Genomic DNA, 18,856 nt, shown 5'->3' on the forward strand with positions numbered 1-18,856 from the left:
TTCATTAGACGCAAAAATTGAGCTGGATCACATTGTGTAAAAGGGATCTAAGATATTAATTTATCGTTAGAATTAGATTTTTTTGTGCTTTAATATGGGGAGCTATTTTATGGCGTTAAGACGAAAGCGAAAAAATTTGCTTGAGACTTAACGCAATACCGTCTTCGTCATTGGTTGCGGTGATTTGTTTGGCAAGACGTTTAATTTCATCTGGTGAATTTCCCATTGCGATTCCTAATCCTACATATTGCAGCATATCAAGATCATTAAAATTATCACCAAATGCAATAATATCAGCTTTATCTACCGCTGCTCTTTGTGCCATAAATTGAATGGCATTGGCCTTGGTTGCAGCCTTATTCATTATCTCTAAATATTCTTTCTTAGAACGGTGGATAGCAAGCTGTGGAAATTGTTGTTTGAGTAAGGGTTCAATTCGCTCAATATAGGCTGCGTCTCCCATTAATAGTATTTTATGTATATTGCTTAAATGTCGCGGTTTTTCTTTTGCTATTAGCCCGGTAATTTCGCTTTCTTGCTTAATCCAACTGTTGTTTAGGTTTGTGCTAAACCAATCAAGATGAGAGTAATAGCTCACCGAAAGAGCGGGATTATGGTCTAAGATACGTTCTAGCTGGGGTAAAAGCGTATTTTCTAAGGTAATAGAATAAAGTGCGGTGAGATTTTTATCTAAAATTAATGCGCCACTATAACAAATGATCTCATTATCATTACAAAGCTGCTTCATATAGGGCAAAATGGCATAAGGTGGGCGGGCTGATACGGGAATAAAGGGAATGTTTTTTCGCATAATATTTTGTATGGCTTGGGAGGTTGTTGGACTAATCTGATGTTTGCTATTGAGTAAGGTGCCGTCCATATCCGAGAAAATCATTTTATATGCCATTGCGATTACTCCTTTTCCAGACAAATTGCATTTCCATTCTAAAAATCCCCCATTAAAAAGTAAAGGCTCAATAAATAGCTTATTTCTTCTTTGTTTCTTTTTGTGATGTAGATCATATTTCCAGCAAAAAGACATTTAATCTACTAAAAATTAGGATTACACTTCCAAGGCATTGCAAACGGTTGCATTGTTTTTTTTTATTTTGCTGAAACGTTTTTTCAATTCAATTTGGAGGTTATATGACCCATATTATTGTTGCAACGCACGGTAAATTTTCAGAAGAACTGGTAAATTCAGCGGCAATGGTTTACGGCGAAGATGAAAATACCCACGTTGTAACCTTTTTACCGGGTGAGGGTGGTGAGCATTTAATCGAGAAATACCAAACGATTATTGCGCAATTACCAGAAAATGAACCTGTTTTATTTTTGGTGGATTTATTTGGTGGTAGCCCGTATAACGCGGCAAGCCGTGTTGCCACAACACGTGGAGAAAATACGGATATTGTAACAGGGGTGAATTTACCAATGCTTCTTGAAGTGCTAGATGCTAAAGATTCTGTTGCGCTTGATGAACTGGTAAATACCGCAAAAGAAGTGGGCGTGGCCGCTGTACGATCCTTCCAGCCTGAAAAAACAACGAAAAAACAGGCTGAACCACCGCAGGCTGTAACGGCTGAGGCAACAAAAACAGCAGAAAAAAGCACCGCACCTTCTGGCAATATGAATATTTCATTATTGCGTATTGATAGTCGGTTAATTCACGGTCAGGTGGCAACTTCTTGGGCAAAATCAGTGAAGTGTGAGGCAATTTTTGCAGTGAGTGATGAGGTTGCTGATGATCCTATCCGTCGTGATTTGCTCTTGCAAGTTGCACCAGAACATTTGAAATCCTATGTGATTCCCGTAGAAAAAGCCATTAAGGTTTACCACAACCCTAAATATGCTGGGAAAAATATCCTGTGGCTTGTTACTAATCCGACAGATATTGTTCGCTTAATTGAAGGCGGTGTAAAAGTGGATAAAGTGAATGTGGGGGGGATGACCTACAAAGAAGGCAATCAACAGCTTTCACAAGCAGTGACAGTAAACCAACAAGATGTGGACGCATTTTACAAATTATTAGATTTAGGGGTTGAGCTTAGCTTGCAGCAAGTGGCAAGTAGTCCAAAAGAGCCATTAACTAAACAAAAACTTGATGCATTAAAATTTTAATTAAGAGGACTTATTTATGACAACTATGGAAATTATCCTCGTTACCCTCGTTGCCGCTATTTGCGGTATGGGGAGCGTATTAGATGAAAGACAAACTCATCGCCCGTTAGTCGCTTGTACCTTGATCGGTTTAGTGCTAGGAGATATTACCTCTGGCGTGATTATTGGTGGAACACTTGAGATGTTGGCGCTTGGTTGGATGAATGTAGGGGCTGCAATGGCACCAGACGCTGCATTAGCTTCTGTGATTGCTGCTATTTTGGTGATAAAAGGTGGACAAGATAAAGGCACAGCCATTGCCATTGCAATTCCAGTGGCAGCGGCAGGGCAGGTGCTAACTATTTTTGTGCGAACAATCACGATTTTCTTACAACATAAAGCAGATGATTTTGCCAAAGAAGCAAATTTCAGAGGCATTGAATTGTGCCATTTCTCAGGCTTAGCATTACAGGCATTGAGGGTAGCTATTCCTACTTTCTTTGTTGCATTAGTAGCAGGTACAGATACTGTAACCAGTGCGTTAGACGCAATTCCTGAAGTGGTAACGCGTGGCTTACAAATTGCAGGGGGCTTTATCGTTGTTGTGGGATATGCAATGGTGATTAATATGATGCGTGCTGGAGCATTAATGCCATTTTTCTTTGTGGGATTTGTAATTGCCTCTTTCTCTAATTATAACCTTGTGGGCTTAGGGTTATTAGGGGCTTGTTTAGCATTAATTTATATCCAATTAAATCCGCGTTTTAATCAGGCAACCTTGCCAGTAGGAAAGGTGAAAAAAGAACTTGCTGATGATGAACTTGAAGGTCTATAAGAGAAGGAATTGATTATGTCAGAGAAAAAACAATTAACTAAAGCAGATATTCGTAGCACTTACTGGCGTTCTACATTTTTATTAGGCTCATTTAACTTTGAGCGTATGCAGGCAATGGGATTTTGTGTATCAATGATCCCCGCAATCAAACGGTTATACAGCAAAAAAGAAGAGCAGGCCGATGCATTAAAACGCCACCTTGAATTTTTTAATACTCAACCTTGGGTCGCCTCATCAATCATTGGGGTTACTGCAGCAATGGAGCAAGAACGTGCTAACGGAGCGACAGATATTGATGATGCGGCGATTAGTGGGGTGAAAGTCGGGCTTATGGGACCACTCGCAGGCGTTGGTGATCCGATCTTCTGGGGAACATTACGCCCTGTCCTTGCCGCATTAGGTGCTGGGCTAGCTATTAGTGGCAGCCTGTTAGGACCATTATTATTCTTCATCGGCATTAATATTTTCCGTGCTTTAACCCGTTGGTATGGTTTTCATTATGGGTATGCCAAAGGAACGGAAATCGTGCAAGATATGGGTGGCGGCCGCTTACAAAAATTAACGCAAGGAGCATCTATTCTCGGTTTATTTGTAATGGGGGCATTGGTATCCAAATGGACAACCATCAATATTCCACTTGAATTATCGCGTTATGTAAATTCGCAAGGGCAAGAGGTTGTTACCACAGTACAAAGCGTATTAAATGAACTGCTCCCCGGGCTTGCAGCGTTAGGTTTAACATTCTTATGTATGTACTTATTACAGAAAAAAATTAATGCAATGTACATTATTTTTGCTTTATTCGGTGTAGGCATTGTGGGATATTATTTTGGTATTTTAGCCTAATCAAACGTCACTAAAGAGCGGTGTTAAAAAGCCGCTTTTTTATTATAGTGAATAAGCTAAAAATAAGAATAAATAAGGAATTCCTGATGAAGTTGAAAGATCTTATTAATCCCCCAGAAAATGAAAGTTACCTTAAAAATAGTTCAAAATTAATCACCGCACTTTTTATTATCGGTGGTATCACTTATTATCCAACCAAAGGCTACGGCACAGTGATTGCGCTTGTTATCGCATTAATGATATTGGTTGGGCAAAAATTATTGCTTTCACAAATTAATAAAGATTTTGCTGATATGTATTTTGCTAAAGAACAATTTGAAAAACTTGGCAATAAAACCTATTTAGAATTTATTGTTGCCCGTTCGAGCCAAATTTTACAAGATAATAAAGTGTTATCAGAAAAGGGAAAAAGAGAATTACAGGCATTGCAACAATATGCTACGTCAACCTTGGCAAAGTAAAAATAATATTATGAAAGGAAAAAAATAGGCTTAAAAATTTAAGCCTATTTTTTATTAAAATTTAGAAAAAAAGCACCGCACTTTAGTTTGGTAATTCTGGAAATAGCATTTTAATCACGTCCAAGGTGAGGCGACGAGATTTTCCTGAATAAGGGAAAATGTGCATCATCATCATTGGGTTAAAGTTCGCTTCGATCACGCCCCAAGATTGCAAACTTGGTTCCGCGGGTTTGTGTAGATCAGGAATGATGAGATCCACCCCACAGACTGCTGCGCCCATTGCTTTGGTTATACCAACAGCAAGTGCTTTATAGCTTGGGTGCATTTCATCGGTCATATCAATGCTATCACCGCCTGTGCTAATGTTAGAGTTGGCACGAAGTTGTACAAGACGCCCAGCCTCTGGTACGCTATCTATGGTGAGACCTTGTTCTTTGAGCTGCAGTTTTTCAATATCCCCAAGCGCAATTTTTTTCAATGGCGTACGGCTACCATCGCCACGCAATGGATGATCATTTTTAGTGGCAACTAATTCCGCGACGCTATGTTTGCCATCGCCCACCACATTTGCTGGAACGCGCAATAATACCGCAAGGGTTTCATCACCTAGCACGAAGAAACGGTATTCTGTGCCACTTAGATAGTCTTCCACCATCACTTCTTTATCTTCACGAAAGGCGATTTCAATGGCTTTCGCAAAATCTTCGCGGTTACTTACCCCTTGTTGGAAAATGGTAATCCCTAAGCCGTAATTCGTCGATTTTGGTTTTATCACCACTGCTCGCCCTTCAAATAAGCCGTAATTCGCGATGGCTTGTGCAGCAGAAGTAAATTCCAAACTTTGTGGCACGTTAAAACCGGCTTTATGTAGCACTTTTTTGGTTACGACTTTGTTTTCCATAATTAATGGGGAAATATAACTATCTTTTGAGGTCATATTGCCATTTTTTACATATTCAATATGATCGCCCACGTGCAAGCAAAGGAATTGATCTTGTTCGTCCAAAATTTCTGTTTTAATGCCTTTTTGAATTAAATCAAATAATAGGGCTTGAGTAGATAATTCCATATTATCAAAGGCAGTGAGTGCATAAAAACGTTCAAATGCGTTGGCTTTATATTGCTGTGCTAATTCTGCCCCTAAACGCTGATAATCTCCTGCTTTTTCAATAGCTTGAACTAAGCGTCCAGCAATGGTTAATGCGGGGTCAGCAAATTGTTGCAATTTTTGTTGTACAATTTCACTGATTTCTTGTGGCGCGTCGATGGTGTGTAACATCGCTAATAATTGGTGTAATAATTGCTCACCTTCTGCGGCATATTGCGTTGCTGAAAGTGGGTTTTCTAATGCCACTTCGGCAAGTCTTGCTTTGCCTAGTTCTACGTCATTTTGATCGGCGGTTTCATCAAGCCAAATCATTAATAAAACAAAATAATGAATAAATTTTGCATCAGAAAGTGAAAGACCATATTGCTCAAAAGGATTCAGATCAAACAATCTAAATTCTAAATATTGAATACCGTTATTAAGCAATTCGCGCGCTTTTTTTGCGCCTCGTAAACGAACATTAGAATAAAATTCCTTTTCTGCAATCAGTTTGCCTGATGTTACCCAATGTTCAAGGCTTTCAACATACTGCTCAATGCTATCAAAGGATACTTTGATTTCAGGGGCATTAACATAGCCATATTGGCTGGAACGCAGGCTACGAACATATTGCCCTGCCTTTAATGGGTTACCTTGTTTAAAATAATTATCTTGTACGGTTGGTGTGGCTGCAAGTAAATACAGCAAGACCCATTGATAACGAAGAAAATTCTTCGCCATTTTAAGGTATAAATCATTCTGAAATTGCACCGCACTTTGATATGTTGATTGTGCGTTGAAGAGCGTTTGTACCAATTCAGGATCAAGCTGGAAGTTGTAATGAATACCACTCACCATTTGCTTATTTTTACCATAAGAGGTCACAAGATGCTCACGGTAAGCCACATCCTCCGCATTGTCTAATTGTGCAACTTTAATTTGTTCTTCATCAGGTAAGCCAGCCGGCATACTCAAAGGAAACAGATATTCGGTTTCAGGTAAAGAACGTAGCACAACTTGATGAATTGCAGAAAGCCAACGAATACTATCTTCTAATGTTTTCTGTGGAGGCGTGATAAGTTCCATTTGGCTTTCAGCAAAATCGGTTTGAATATAAGGGTGATACGATCGATTACCAAAAACCTCAGGGTGTGCAGTCGTGACGATAGAACCATCAGCGTGAACACGCTGGCTTTCTTTTTCAATCCCAAATGAGCCTTGTTGGAATAATAGCCCAAGATGGTTTTGTTTAATGGTTTGTTGGATTTTCATATGTTTCCTTCTATTCAGGTCAGGACAATGCTGACTATTATCTAAGCTAAGGGGGAAAAAGGCAAAAACTAAATCTTTATGAATTAGACGATTTTGCTATATAAAATAGTGAGGCGGAGGTAACTCCGCCTTGATAAAGTTTTGCCTGCAATAAAGCGGCTTAATGCTCTTCCCTTGCGTGATTTAAGCTATATTTTGGAATTTCCACCACAAGATCTTCATTACCAATTTGACATTGACAACTTAGACGGCTATCCACTTCTAAGCCCCAAGCCTTATCCAGCATATCATCTTCTGCTTCGGTACTTTCATTTAAACTGTCAAATCCTTCACGGATCACAACGTGGCAGGTTGTGCAAGCACAAGATTTATCGCAAGCGTGTTCAATTTCAATGCCAGCCTCTAATGCCACATCTAATAAATTATCGCCTTCGGCAGCATCCACCACCATTCCTTCTGGGCAAAGGGTTTCGTGAGGTAAAAAAATAACTTTAGCCATAATACTATTCCTTAAAATTCTCAATTTCATCAATCGAATGGCCTGATAGCGCCGTTCTAATTGATTTATCCATACGACGCGCGGCAAATTCTTGCGTCGCACGATCTAAGGCTTTAATCCCTTGCTTAATTGCAAGGCTATCTTGTTGTTGTACTAATTCTTGCAGTGAAACTAACGCATTTTTCACCGCACTTAATTCTTCATCATTAAGTAAACTTTCATCTTGCTGTAACGCGGAATGAACACTTTCGATCACGCGTGTGGCTTCCACTCGTTGCTCTGCTAATAAGCGTGCTTGGATATCTTCTTTGGCATTTTCCATTGAGGCTTTAAGCATTGCTGCAATTTCATCATCCGTTAGCCCATAAGAAGGCTTAACTTGAATAGAAGATTGCACTCCAGTGGATTTTTCCATTGCGGTTACGCTAAGCAAGCCATCAGCGTCCACTTGATAGGTTACACGAATATGTGCCGCCCCTGCTGCCATTGGTGGAATTCCCCTTAAGGTAAAGCGAGCAAGTGAGCGACAATCCGCCACCATTTCACGTTCACCTTGTACGATATGCACACTCATTGCGGTTTGCCCATCTTTAAAAGTGGTAAACTCCTGCGCTCTCGCCACAGGGATAGTGGTATTACGTGGAATAATTTTTTCCACTAATCCCCCCATTGTTTCAATACCTAAAGATAACGGGATCACATCAAGTAATAACATTTCATTATCGGGTTTATTGCCAACCAAAATATCCGCTTGAATTGCCGCGCCAAGTGCGACAACTTTATCGGGATCGATAGCAGTTAATGGTTCACGTTGGAAAAACTCACCGACTTTTTCACGTACAAAGGGGACACGGGTTGAACCGCCTACCATAACCACTTCTCGCACTTCTTGTGGGCTGATACCAGCATCTTTTAATGCTCGGCGACACGCCATTAATGAGCGTTTTACTAAAGGTTCAATCAATTGATTAAAGGTTTCACGCTGAAGTTCACCTTGCCAATCGTAATATTCAATAGGGGCGTTGTGTGCCTCAGACAGATGGGTTTTGACTTGTTTCGCTAAATGCCAAAGCTCACGCGTTTGTTGATCATTTTGTGGGGCAATTGCCGATTGTTGGACAATCCAATCTGCGATGAGATGATCGAAATCATCCCCACCTAACGCGGTATCACCGCCCGTAGCAAGCACTTCAAAGACGCCTTTAGATAAACGCAAAATAGAAATATCAAAGGTGCCTCCGCCTAAATCATAAACCGCTATCACACCCTCTTGTTCGCTATCTAAGCCATAGGCAATCGCCGCTGCAGTAGGTTCATTGAGTAACCGTAGCACATTCAATCCCGCCAGTTTTGCCGCATCTTTTGTGCTTTGGCGTTGTGCATCATCAAAATAGGCGGGAACAGTAATTACCGCACCTTGTAACTCACCGCCTAAACGTTTTTCCGCAAGTGCGGTCAGTTTTTTCAAAATTTCGCTTGAGACTTCAATCGGGCTACGTACACCTTGTGCGGTTTCAAATAAAGGCAAGCCATTTTCGCTTTGTTGAAAACGGTAAGGCAAATTTGCATAGCGATGTTGTACATCAGCAAGAGAACGTCCGATTAAACGTTTCACCGAGATAATGGTATTTTGTGGATCAAGACTGGCTAATTCCCCGGCTTCATACCCAACAAGCACTGGCTGATTAGCTGAAAAATTGACAATGGAAGGTGTTAAAGCACGCTCTTTTTCATCCAATAAAATCTCTGCCATTCCACTGCGTACCGTGGCGACAAGGGAATTTGTTGTACCAAGATCAATGCCTACCGCTAATTTATGTTGATGCGGTGCGCTAGTTTGTCCGGGTTCAGCAATTTGTAATAAAGCCATTGTTTCTCTCTTTAAAAATCCAGTAAGTTATCTTCAATGCGTTCCACTTCAAGCAGTAATTTTTTGATAAAGCGTAATCGATCCGTCAGCATTTGTGCGGTTGCCCAATCTTGAGTCGAAAGTGCGGTGTTTAATTGGGTTAAAATTGCCTGTTGCTGTGTGCTAATTTGATCTGAAAATTGCATTAGCTCATCGCTGTCTTTCTGCTGCTCAATCTCTTCAAGTTGCTCTCGCCATTGCATTTGTTGCATTAAAAATGCCATATCGTGATTGGTTTTTTCTTCCACATTTTGACAACCTAAATGCAAAGCAATAATGCTATCCGCACGGGAAATGGGATCTTTTAGAATTTGCAAGGCATCATTAATTTCCGCTGATTTTTGCATAGCTAAACGCTGTTCTTGCGTTGAACGATGTGCAAAATTATCGGGATGAAGAGATTTTTGCAATGCCAAATAACGGTTATTCAAGCGATCAAGATCAAGAGAAAATGCCACTGGCAAGTCAAATAGTGCAAAAGGATTGCTCATTGATGTTCCTATTAAACGTTAAAACTCTCACCGCAGCCACATTCATCTTTCACGTTAGGATTGGTGAATTTGAACCCTTCGTTTAAGCCTTCTTTGACAAAATCAAGTTGGGTGCCGTTGAGATAGACCAAACTTTTGGTATCTACGATGACTTTCACACCGTGATCTTCAAACACTTGATCATCTTCATTTAAGCTATCTACAAATTCAAGCACATAAGCTAAACCTGAACAGCCTGAGGTTTTTATGCCTAAGCGTAACCCAATGCCTTTGCCACGATTAGCAAGGAAGGTTTTGACGCGATTTGCTGCACTTTCGGTTAATGTTACGCTCATAAGGTTCTCCACAAAATGATGAAAAGTGCGGTTAAATTCCACCGCACTTTTATTTGCTTAAATTATTCGCCACGTTTTGCTTTGTAATCGGCAATGGCTGCTTTAATGGCATCTTCTGCCAAAATTGAGCAATGCACTTTTACTGGGGGTAATTCTAATTCTTCTGCAATTTGGCTATTTTTGATGGCTTGTGCTTCGTCAAGGGATTTGCCTTTTACCCATTCGGTAATAAGTGAGCTTGACGCAATCGCTGAACCACAGCCGTAAGTTTTGAATTTTGCATCTTCAATAATGCCTTCATCATTCACTTTAATTTGTAATTGCATTACATCGCCACAAGCAGGCGCGCCCACCATTCCACTTCCTACGGTTGGATCTTTTTTGTCGAATGAACCTACGTTACGTGGGTTCTCATAATGATCGATAACTTTGTCGCTATATGCCATTTTTCTGTTCCTTTTGCTAAATTAATGGTGAGTCCACTCAATTGAGTTAAGATCAATGCCTTCTTTAAACATATCCCATAATGGGGATAATTCACGTAATTTTTCTACCGCACCTTTGACTAAATTAATGGTGTAGTCAATTTCTTCTTCTGTGGTATAACGTCCAACAGTAAAGCGAATTGAGCTATGTGCAAGCTCATCATTTAACCCTAACGCACGCAATACATACGACGGCTCAAGACTTGCAGAAGTACAAGCAGATCCTGATGAAACCGCAATATCACGTAATGCCATCATTAAGCTTTCCCCTTCCACATAGTTGAAACTGATGTTGAGGTTGTTGTCTACACGGTGTTCCATTGACCCATTCACATAGGTTTCTTCAATATCTTTTAATCCATTGTATAGACGATCACGAAGGGCTTTTAAGCGAGGCATTTCGGTTGCCATTTCTTCTTTACAGATACGATAAGCTTCGCCCATTCCTACAATTTGGTGAACAGGTAATGTGCCTGAACGCATACCACGTTCGTGGCCACCACCGTGAATAATTGCCTCTAAACGCACACGCGGTTTACGGCGTACATATAATGCCCCGATTCCTTTTGGTCCATAAAGTTTATGGCTAGACATTGAGAGTAAATCCACATTTAATTCTGCAAGGTTAATTGGTAATTTACCCACACTTTGGGTTGCGTCGGTATGGAAAATAATTTTTCTTTCACGGCAAAGATCACCAATCGCTTTAATATCTTGGATCACACCAATTTCGTTATTCACGTGCATAATTGAGACTAAAATGGTGTCATCACGCATTGCATTTTTTAATTCTTCTAAGTCAATTAAACCATCTGATTTTGGTGATAAATAAGTTACTTCAAAACCTTCACGCTCTAATTGACGGCAAGTATCCAACACCGCTTTATGCTCTGTTTTGCAGGTAATAATATGCTTGCCTTTTGTTTGATAAAAATGTGCCGCCCCTTTAATTGCAAGGTTATCAGCTTCCGTTGCGCCCGAAGTAAACACGATTTCACGGCTATCCGCGCCAATTAAATCCGCAATGTGGTTACGTGCCACATCCACAGCCTCTTCCGCTTGCCAACCAAATTTATGCGAACGGGACGCAGGGTTGCCAAATGTGCCTTCGATGGTTAAAAATTCCATCATTTTTTTTGCCACACGCTCATCCACAGGACAAGTTGCTGCATAATCCAAATAAATAGGTAATTTCATTCTACACTCCTAAAAAAATCGTTATTTTTTACCGCTCTTTTAATCTTAACGTTAAGCGTTGTCATCAATGATGACTAAATTAGAAAAATCTTGATGCTGATTATGGGTTTTATGGCGATGATGATGTTTATCAACTAATTCCGCCAAAGTAATTTGGTTAAGAAAATCCTCAATTCGTTGGCTTAGCTCATCCCATAAGGCATGAGTCAGACATTCTTTTCCACCTTGGCAATTTGCGCCCCCTAAGCAACGCGTTACCGCAATATTTTCATTTACTGCGGCGATAATCATCGCAATAGAAATCTTATCGCTTGGCTGTCCTAATTTATACCCACCACCGGGGCCACGTACACTTTCCACTAAGCCGTGGCGGCGTAATTTTGCGAATAATTGCTCTAAATAAGAAAGGGAAATATGCTGTCTTTCTGAAATATCCGCCAAACTGACGGGGCCATTTTCAGTATTTAATGCAATATCTAAAATCGCAGTAACAGCATAACGACCTTTTGACGTTAATTTCATTATACACTTCCTTCTAAGTAATTAGGTGGCTATCTTACATAACCTTCTAAATTAGTCAACTATTATACTTTTGCGATTTTACCTTTTTTTCTACCGCACTTAACATTCCGCGTAGAATATTGAGTTCGTTTTTTTCTACTTCCGCACGCTGATATAAACGCCGTAATTTCTGCATAACCCCTTGATTTTGAATAAATCCAAGTTGTTTATAAAGACGTTCGGTGTGGTCAAAAAAGTATTCTAATTCCTGTGTGGTTGGATAGATGTTTTCTATTGATGAAAGTGATAAATCCACGTCTTTTTTACCATTTTCTAACCAAGCCATTCGCAATTCATAACAAACTAATTGCACTGCCATCGCTAAATTTAATGAGGAATAATCAGGGTTAGCGGGAATGGTTAAATGATAACGGCATTTCAGCAATTCTTCATTGGTTAGTCCAATACGTTCCCGTCCAAACACGATCGCCACCTTATGCTGTTTCGCAAAGGCGACGGCTTTTTCTCCACAAGCACGGGGTTCAAGTAAGGTGCTTTGCAAATGACGTAAGCGCGCACTTGTTCCAATCACTAGCTCACAATCAGCCACAGCTTGATCAAAGGTTTGCACGACAACGGCGTTTTTTACCACATCATCAGCCCCTGCGGCCAAGGCGATCGCTTGCTCATCAATACCTTGCTTGGGGGCAACGAGATAAAGCTGGCTTAATCCCATTGTTTTCATCGCCCGTGCTGCTGAGCCAATATTTCCACTGTGAGAGGTTTCAATTAACACAATGCGAATGTTATCTAGCATTTTCTATTCTGCTTTATCTGACTACAAATTGTGGGTATTCTAGCACAATACCCACAAAGTGCGGTCGGAAATATGAAAATTTTCTTGCTAACCGGGTTTTTCTCGCTTTTTATCAAAAATATCACTATAATCTCGCATTCAATTTTGTTCTTTAAAATCTGGTGGAAATATGAATCCAATGTTAAATATCGCTATTCGTGCGGCACGAAAAGCGGGCAATATTATTGCTAAAGGGTATGAACGCCGCGATGATATTCAAACGGTAGCTAAAAGTGCAAATGACTTTGTTACTAATATTGATAAAGCCTCTGAAGCGGCGATTATTGATGTAATTAGAAAAGCGTATCCTGATCACACGATTATCACAGAAGAAAGTGGTGCATTAGAAGGTCAAGATAGTGATGTGCAATGGGTGATTGATCCACTAGATGGGACGACAAATTTCATCAAAGGATTACCGCACTTTTCTGTGTCTATTGCTGTGCGTGTGAAAGGCAGAACAGAAGTGGGGGTGGTGTATGATCCTATCCGTAATGAGCTTTTCACTGCCGTACGTGGACAAGGTTCAAAAATCAATGAACTCCGTCTGCGTGCAGAAAATATCAAACGTGAATTACAAGGCACAATTTTAGCCACTGGTTTTCCATTCAAAAAACTCTCTGCAATGCCGATCCAATTTGCAATAATGAGCAATCTTGTTAATGAAGGTAAAGTAGCCGATTTCCGCCGTACAGGCTCAGCTGCATTAGATATGTGCTATGTTGCGGCTAATCGAGTGGATGCTTACTTTGAAATGGGCGTCAAAGCGTGGGATATTGCTGCAGGTGATCTTATCGCCCGTGAAGCAGGTTGTTTAGTGACTGATTTTGAAGGCGGACACAGCTATTTGACCTCAGGTAACGTGGTTGCTGCACCGGCTCGTTTGGTGAAAGAAATTTTAACCCACATTCAGCCTTGTTTCGCGGTTTCTCGCTAAGCAACGCATTTTTAATCTCATTTAATCTTTTTAAATTATGCTCGTTTCAGTTGGAATAGGCTAAGTGAGCTTAACGCCAGAGAGCAAGACAAGCCGATGTGGCTTTATTTCAAACTTGATCGAGTATAACTAAACTGGGCAAATAGGTGAGTGAATAACTTGCCTATTTTTCTATCAAAAAAGTAAAAAAATCCCCTCATTAAAGAGGGGATAAGATGAAATTTATTATTGAATAATGAATTAGATAGGCTCTGTTTTAACAATGTGTTGATAACCATGTTTGAAATTAGGCACAACGAAAAAATATACCGTTGCACCTAATCTAGTTTTACAACTTTAACAACTGATTTAATTTATCTGTCTCCGTGTTTAATAAATCACCCATAAATTTTTCCATATATTGCCAATCGGGGGAGTTTTCATCTGTTACAGGTAGTGGAACTTGTATATCCAAACTTTTAGCACTTCTTAATTTGTCAGAGAAATCATAATTTTTTTGTATAGTTTTCTGTATAACGCTCGTTAAGAAAAGCATTACATTTTGGGAATAATTTTTTTCCGTATTCCAATACACGCCAGTATCATCTCCTGCACTAAATTCATATTCTCGGTAAAATGTATTCCCAAAAATATCAATCGTAATAGCATTTTTAGGGAACATTACAATAGGATTGGAGATACGATTGGCAACACCTGCATTAGTTCTGCCAGCCATAACAAAAGGAATATGACCTTCAACTTGGTCGTGCTTTTTTAACCGCTTACCTTGTTGTATGCAATTAAATAATTTACCTAGTGTAAATGTTCCCCATTTCGCTACATTTAACTTTCTGTCTGTTTCCCTTGTTACATATTTTGCAACAGTAGAGATACTCTCTCTCTCTCTAGAATATAAGGCTTTGATGTAGTTTTCCATATATTCCCAGTCTGGTTTACCGCACGATGTAACAGGCAGTTTTATAGCTTCCTTTTTGAGTAAATCAGGGAACAATCCATTATTATATGAATACTTATGCGTTATTGTATTTAGGCAAGTAACGAGAAATAAGCAAGTTTCTTTTGATAGAGAGCTTGTATCTATATAGTAAATATCTCTACCTGATACAAATTCTTTTTCTTGATAAAAGAAAGATGCGTTCTCAGCTCCAAATGAAACAACACCAGAAATAGCAGGTTTCATTATCTCTGTTCTAATTACATTACATTTTATTCCATTATTAAATTTAGTTCGAACTACATAAGGGATGCTATTAGTATCATCTCTTGCATTACTTTCTTGAACTCCTTTGGAATGAATAACGTTAGGCTTTTTAATCTCAAATAACTCACCAACAATAAATTCCTTCCAACTTGAAATATCTAACTTATTCATCATTTTTTCCTTGTAAATTTAAAATCAATTTGTTGTTTTCAATCTCGGATTGATATAGCACTTTATTAAGTAGATTGTCATTAAAAACTTTCACATCTACACCATCTTCAAACAGAATATAGTCCAAGATAACTTTTTTGAAATCTTCTTCAAAAATTTCAAATGCTTGTTGTGGCTTTTGATACGACAAACATTCTTTTGAATCTAACCATTGATGTGTTTGGTATTTTTCGTCTGTTTTCATTAAAACAACATCTAACCAGTAGCGCTCAATCTCTGTCCAGCGATTTTTAATATCGTGTCGCCCTTGGTTTTTCACTCGTTCTAAGCCATCATCTTCCATATAACAGGCAAAAATTTTCCGGTCATTCTGTGCTTTACCCGTTTCAAAAACAAAAATGCTGGTGGTCACACCCGCATCAAATAGATTTTCAGGGAGTTTGATTATACTTTCTAGCGTATGCTTTTTAAGTAAGCCACTCATTTTATCTTTTTCTAGCTTTTTATCAGGCAAAATAAAAGCACATTTTGTTCCGTTCGGCACATTATTCAGTACATTTTTCACAATCTGTTTACAGCCGTATTTTCGCTCATAAGGGGGGTTCATTAACACTTTGCTGATATTTTTAGATTTAATCCATTCACAGGCTTGATTTTCTCGCATATCTAATTGTTCGAGATTGGTTTTACCATCTTTATGAATCAACATATTGGCACAGGCAAGAGCGAAAATTTCACGGTCGAACTCAATACCAAATAACTGATTTTGTTTAATGCTTTCAGCTTCAGTGGTATTCACACCGCCAACTTCTTTAATCATATTTGCCATTGCTTTGACCAAAAAACCACCACTACCACAGGTCGCATCCAACACACGGTCATTATGATTAACGCCAATTAAGTCATACATAAAGGAGGTAATGTGTTCAGGGGTAAATACCTGTCCACTTTCCGATTTTTTCTTATAGCGATTAAACTCGTTAAAGAAAATCCCCATCACATCTTCACCGTTCCAATTGTCCGAATTAACCGAGTGAGAAATATCAATCACGCAATCAATAAAGGTGTTAATATCATCTTGATTTTCTACGATATTCATGCGAATTTCGCTGTACACCTCGAGCAAAATACTGATTTTTAAATTTTGTTGTTTATGTTCTTCTAGCGATTTGGCAAGCGTGTTATAGATTTTATTTTGGAATGGTGCGTAACCGTTATTTTTAATCGCTTCTAAATTTCCACCAAATCGCTCTACCACTAATGCAGAAGCGGTAAAAATCATACGATGGTATAAATTTTTAATACCAAATTTAAAGTGTAATAGGTCATTAATTTTCTTTGTGAGTGAATAGATTTTATTTTTGTCTATACTGTTATCTTTGAATAAATCTAGGTAGTATTGCTTAGCTTGCAATGTTTTAGCACAAGGGATTAGCTCTTTGTTTTTGTACACCATCACATCGTTGCCATTGTAAAGAATCCCAACCGTTTTCTTATATTTTTGGCTAATAATATCGATGTTTTTTAATAATTCATCAACAAAGACTTGCTTGCTAATGTCCTTATCTTCAGATTTTGTTTCGAGAATAATTGCTACATCATTGATATTTTTAGGTAAATACCAACCGTCAGGCTTGTCATTTATGCCTTTAAACCCTAATTGGTTAAATGTGGTAATTTGACCTACGCCTTGTTTAATATCTTTTTCTCCTTTATTAAATTCCAAGATGAGTTTAGCTTCATCTCTTACTTCATCTTCTGTTTTATAATCAGACATCTCAAATCTCCAAATCAAGTATTGAAAGTTTAAAAACAAGATTGAACTAGGCTTGCAGGGACATAATTAGACCTTAATTTTCAAAGTCAAGTTAATTTACACGGGAATAGCAGGACGTTTAGGCACGTCTGCCGACCTTACGAGACACATGGTTTTGCGAATGAAGTCTAGCAAAACCGCTTCTTTATTTGCCAACGTATCTTTGGCAAAATTCACAAAGTTGTGATAAGTCAAATAATTGTTTAAGTATTTGGTTGCCACACCTTTGAACCGATGAACAATCATGTTTTTCAATAGGCTGTGATAGCTGTTAATCGTTTGAATATTGAATGTACCGACTGTGCGTTTACCGCGTGGAATACGGATATGGCTTAAATTCATATCCAGTGATAATTTTTGATACGGTCTTAATGAATCGGTAACGAATACAGAATCTTTGGCAACTCTACCATTGAGAACTTTTTGCAAATCTTTTAGAGATGGTTTACCTAAATTACTGATTCTAGCAACAGATTTACCATCTAAATTGATACCGCAAGGAACACAAACTTGTTCTTTGGAAATACCGCGCTTAGTCGCCCTTGTTCCTCGTTTGTGAGACAGGCGCGGCAATTTAAAAGATTTGTGGTTTCCTTTGTAAGAGATGGTTGAATAAGTTTCGTCAGCTTGCACAATGCCGTCTAACTCAACTTCATTCATCATCTTTTGAAGTGCGTCTAAAATTTTGTGTCGCCAAGTAAAAGCAGTCGCAAGATTGATTTCACAAATTTCAGCACATTTACGAAGTGGATATTTTTCAATCATACAATGAATGTATTTTTCCCAAACTTCAATGTCTTTTTGTGTGTTGTAGAGAATAGTGCCTGTTTGCTCAACAAAAGATTTTTTGCAATCACGACACAAATAGCGTTGGTTGTCGCATTTCGTACCATTTTTAACGAAATGCGTAGATTGACAATGTGGACAATTCGTAATTTTTCTTGGTTCAATTACTTTTTTAACCTGTTCTTTTTGGCTAACAGAAGTCAAAAAAGCCTGTTTATCCGTGTCGGATAAATTCTCAAAAAGTTGTTTTAAAATGTCTAACTCTTTTGTTACACCTGACATGATAAAATCCCTTGTAGTTAATTGAACCAAAAGGGACTTTATCAAATTTCAGTGGAAGCATCAACACAAAATTAAAACACAGCTATTAGATATTAACTTTTTTCTCAAAACGTTCTGCGGCGTAGTCCCAGTTCACGACATTCCAGAATTCTTTAATATAATCTGGACGGCGGTTTTGGAATTTTAAGTAATAGGCGTGTTCCCAAACATCTAAACCAAAAATTGGATAGCCTTCGCAACCCGCAATTTCTTTCCCCATTAATGGGCTGTCTTGGTTTGCAGTTGAAACCACTTCTAATTTACCGTTGTTTAACACTAACCACGCCCAGCCTGAACCAAAGCGTGTTGCGGCTGCTTTTTCAAACTCAGCTTGGAACGCTTCTACCGAGCCAAAATCACGGATAATCGCATCTTTTAATGCGCCTTGTAATGTTGTGCCTTTTTTCAAGCTTTTCCAGAATAAGCTATGATTCACGTGGCCACCCGCATTGTTACGTAACCCCGTACGTTTATCTGCAGGCACTTCTGCTAATTTAGTGATTAACTCACCCGGGCAAAGATCAGCAAATTGCGGTAAGGTTTCCAAAATCGCATTGGCATTATTCACATAAGCTTGATGATGTTTGCTGTAGTGAATTTCCATTGTTTGTGCGTCAAAATGTGGTTCTAAAGCATCGTAGGCATAGCCTAATTCTGGTAGTGTGTAAGCCATAAAATTTTCCTTCTTCAAATAATCATTAGGTACTAAATTCAGGGGTATTCTAGCAAGAAACTTGATTAAGATCATTA

19 protein-coding genes are annotated in these 18,856 nt (G+C 38.9%); 5 read left to right on the plus strand and 14 right to left on the minus strand.

Annotation, left to right across the window (positions count from 1 at the left end):
- Nucleotides 1-115: 115 nt before the first annotated feature.
- On the minus strand, nt 116-907 hold the full coding sequence (locus tag L4F91_RS02225) for a Cof-type HAD-IIB family hydrolase (protein WP_250364161.1): 792 nt from the start codon (nt 905-907) through the stop codon (nt 116-118).
- Nucleotides 908-1,146: 239 nt separating this feature from the next.
- Between L4F91_RS02225 and L4F91_RS02230 the strand changes: the two genes are divergently transcribed.
- From L4F91_RS02230 to L4F91_RS02245, 4 genes are all read left to right on the plus strand, one after another.
- Complete coding sequence (locus L4F91_RS02230; RefSeq protein WP_250364162.1) at nt 1,147-2,121, plus strand: mannose/fructose/sorbose PTS transporter subunit IIB; 975 nt, start codon at nt 1,147-1,149, stop codon at nt 2,119-2,121.
- Nucleotides 2,122-2,137: 16 nt separating this feature from the next.
- Nucleotides 2,138-2,935 (plus strand): PTS mannose/fructose/sorbose transporter subunit IIC, encoded by a 798-nt coding sequence (locus tag L4F91_RS02235; protein ID WP_250364163.1) that lies wholly within the window; start codon nt 2,138-2,140, stop codon nt 2,933-2,935.
- A 15-nt stretch (nt 2,936-2,950) separates the two neighbouring features.
- Nucleotides 2,951-3,781: a PTS mannose transporter subunit IID gene (gene manZ, locus L4F91_RS02240; protein WP_250364164.1), complete on the plus strand. Its 831-nt coding sequence runs from the start codon at nt 2,951-2,953 to the stop codon at nt 3,779-3,781.
- A gap of 86 nt (nt 3,782-3,867) precedes the next feature.
- A complete protein-coding gene (locus L4F91_RS02245) occupies nt 3,868-4,242 on the plus strand; it encodes a hypothetical protein (protein ID WP_250364165.1) in 375 nt (124 codons plus the stop codon).
- An 82-nt stretch (nt 4,243-4,324) separates the two neighbouring features.
- On the opposite strand, the gene gshAB is transcribed toward L4F91_RS02245, so the two are convergent.
- The 9 genes from gshAB to trmJ all read right to left on the minus strand — a co-directional run bounded on the left by gshAB (nt 4,325) and on the right by trmJ (nt 12,835).
- A complete protein-coding gene (gshAB, locus tag L4F91_RS02250; protein ID WP_395897031.1) occupies nt 4,325-6,601 on the minus strand; it encodes a bifunctional glutamate--cysteine ligase GshA/glutathione synthetase GshB in 2,277 nt (758 codons plus the stop codon).
- Between the two features lie 160 nt (nt 6,602-6,761).
- Complete coding sequence (gene fdx, locus L4F91_RS02255) at nt 6,762-7,100, minus strand: ISC system 2Fe-2S type ferredoxin (protein WP_250364167.1); 339 nt, start codon at nt 7,098-7,100, stop codon at nt 6,762-6,764.
- Between the two features lie 4 nt (nt 7,101-7,104).
- Entirely contained in the window at nt 7,105-8,970 is a 1,866-nt protein-coding gene (gene hscA / locus L4F91_RS02260) for a Fe-S protein assembly chaperone HscA (RefSeq protein WP_250350833.1), read from the minus strand.
- 11 nt (nt 8,971-8,981) lie between these two features.
- A complete protein-coding gene (gene hscB / locus L4F91_RS02265; RefSeq protein WP_395897034.1) occupies nt 8,982-9,500 on the minus strand; it encodes a Fe-S protein assembly co-chaperone HscB in 519 nt (172 codons plus the stop codon).
- A gap of 11 nt (nt 9,501-9,511) precedes the next feature.
- A complete protein-coding gene (gene iscA, locus L4F91_RS02270) occupies nt 9,512-9,835 on the minus strand; it encodes an iron-sulfur cluster assembly protein IscA (protein WP_250350831.1) in 324 nt (107 codons plus the stop codon).
- A gap of 62 nt (nt 9,836-9,897) precedes the next feature.
- Nucleotides 9,898-10,281 carry a Fe-S cluster assembly scaffold IscU gene (gene iscU, locus L4F91_RS02275; protein ID WP_265762228.1) on the minus strand — a complete coding sequence of 128 codons (384 nt, stop codon included), beginning with the start codon at nt 10,279-10,281 and terminating at the stop codon, nt 9,898-9,900.
- A 21-nt stretch (nt 10,282-10,302) separates the two neighbouring features.
- Nucleotides 10,303-11,517, minus strand: a complete 1,215-nt coding sequence (locus tag L4F91_RS02280) for an IscS subfamily cysteine desulfurase (protein ID WP_250350829.1) — start codon at nt 11,515-11,517, stop codon at nt 10,303-10,305.
- 51 nt (nt 11,518-11,568) lie between these two features.
- Nucleotides 11,569-12,039, minus strand: coding sequence for a Fe-S cluster assembly transcriptional regulator IscR (iscR, locus tag L4F91_RS02285; RefSeq protein ID WP_250350828.1), 471 nt, complete (start codon nt 12,037-12,039; stop codon nt 11,569-11,571).
- A gap of 55 nt (nt 12,040-12,094) precedes the next feature.
- On the minus strand, nt 12,095-12,835 hold the full coding sequence (gene trmJ, locus L4F91_RS02290) for a tRNA (cytosine(32)/uridine(32)-2'-O)-methyltransferase TrmJ (RefSeq protein ID WP_395897037.1): 741 nt from the start codon (nt 12,833-12,835) through the stop codon (nt 12,095-12,097).
- A gap of 169 nt (nt 12,836-13,004) precedes the next feature.
- On the opposite strand from trmJ, the gene suhB reads away from it, so the two are divergent.
- Entirely contained in the window at nt 13,005-13,811 is an 807-nt protein-coding gene (gene suhB, locus L4F91_RS02295; protein ID WP_250364174.1) for an inositol-1-monophosphatase, read from the plus strand.
- Between the two features lie 328 nt (nt 13,812-14,139).
- Here suhB and L4F91_RS02300 read toward each other — a convergent pair whose 3' ends face one another.
- The 4 genes from L4F91_RS02300 to sodA form a co-directional block, all read right to left on the minus strand.
- Nucleotides 14,140-15,186: a restriction endonuclease subunit S gene (locus L4F91_RS02300; RefSeq protein ID WP_395897040.1), complete on the minus strand. Its 1,047-nt coding sequence runs from the start codon at nt 15,184-15,186 to the stop codon at nt 14,140-14,142.
- A complete protein-coding gene (locus L4F91_RS02305; RefSeq protein WP_250364176.1) occupies nt 15,176-16,960 on the minus strand; it encodes a class I SAM-dependent DNA methyltransferase in 1,785 nt (594 codons plus the stop codon). Before L4F91_RS02305 ends, L4F91_RS02300 begins: the two co-directional genes overlap by 11 nt.
- 96 nt (nt 16,961-17,056) lie before the next feature.
- A complete protein-coding gene (locus L4F91_RS02310; protein WP_250364177.1) occupies nt 17,057-18,067 on the minus strand; it encodes an IS1595 family transposase in 1,011 nt (336 codons plus the stop codon).
- Nucleotides 18,068-18,152: 85 nt separating this feature from the next.
- On the minus strand, nt 18,153-18,779 hold the full coding sequence (sodA, locus tag L4F91_RS02315) for a superoxide dismutase [Mn] (RefSeq protein ID WP_250350825.1): 627 nt from the start codon (nt 18,777-18,779) through the stop codon (nt 18,153-18,155).
- Nucleotides 18,780-18,856 lie beyond the last annotated feature (77 nt).

Origin of the sequence: Avibacterium sp. 20-126, from assembly GCF_044358625.1 — a bacterium.
Lineage (GTDB): Bacteria > Pseudomonadota > Gammaproteobacteria > Enterobacterales > Pasteurellaceae > Avibacterium.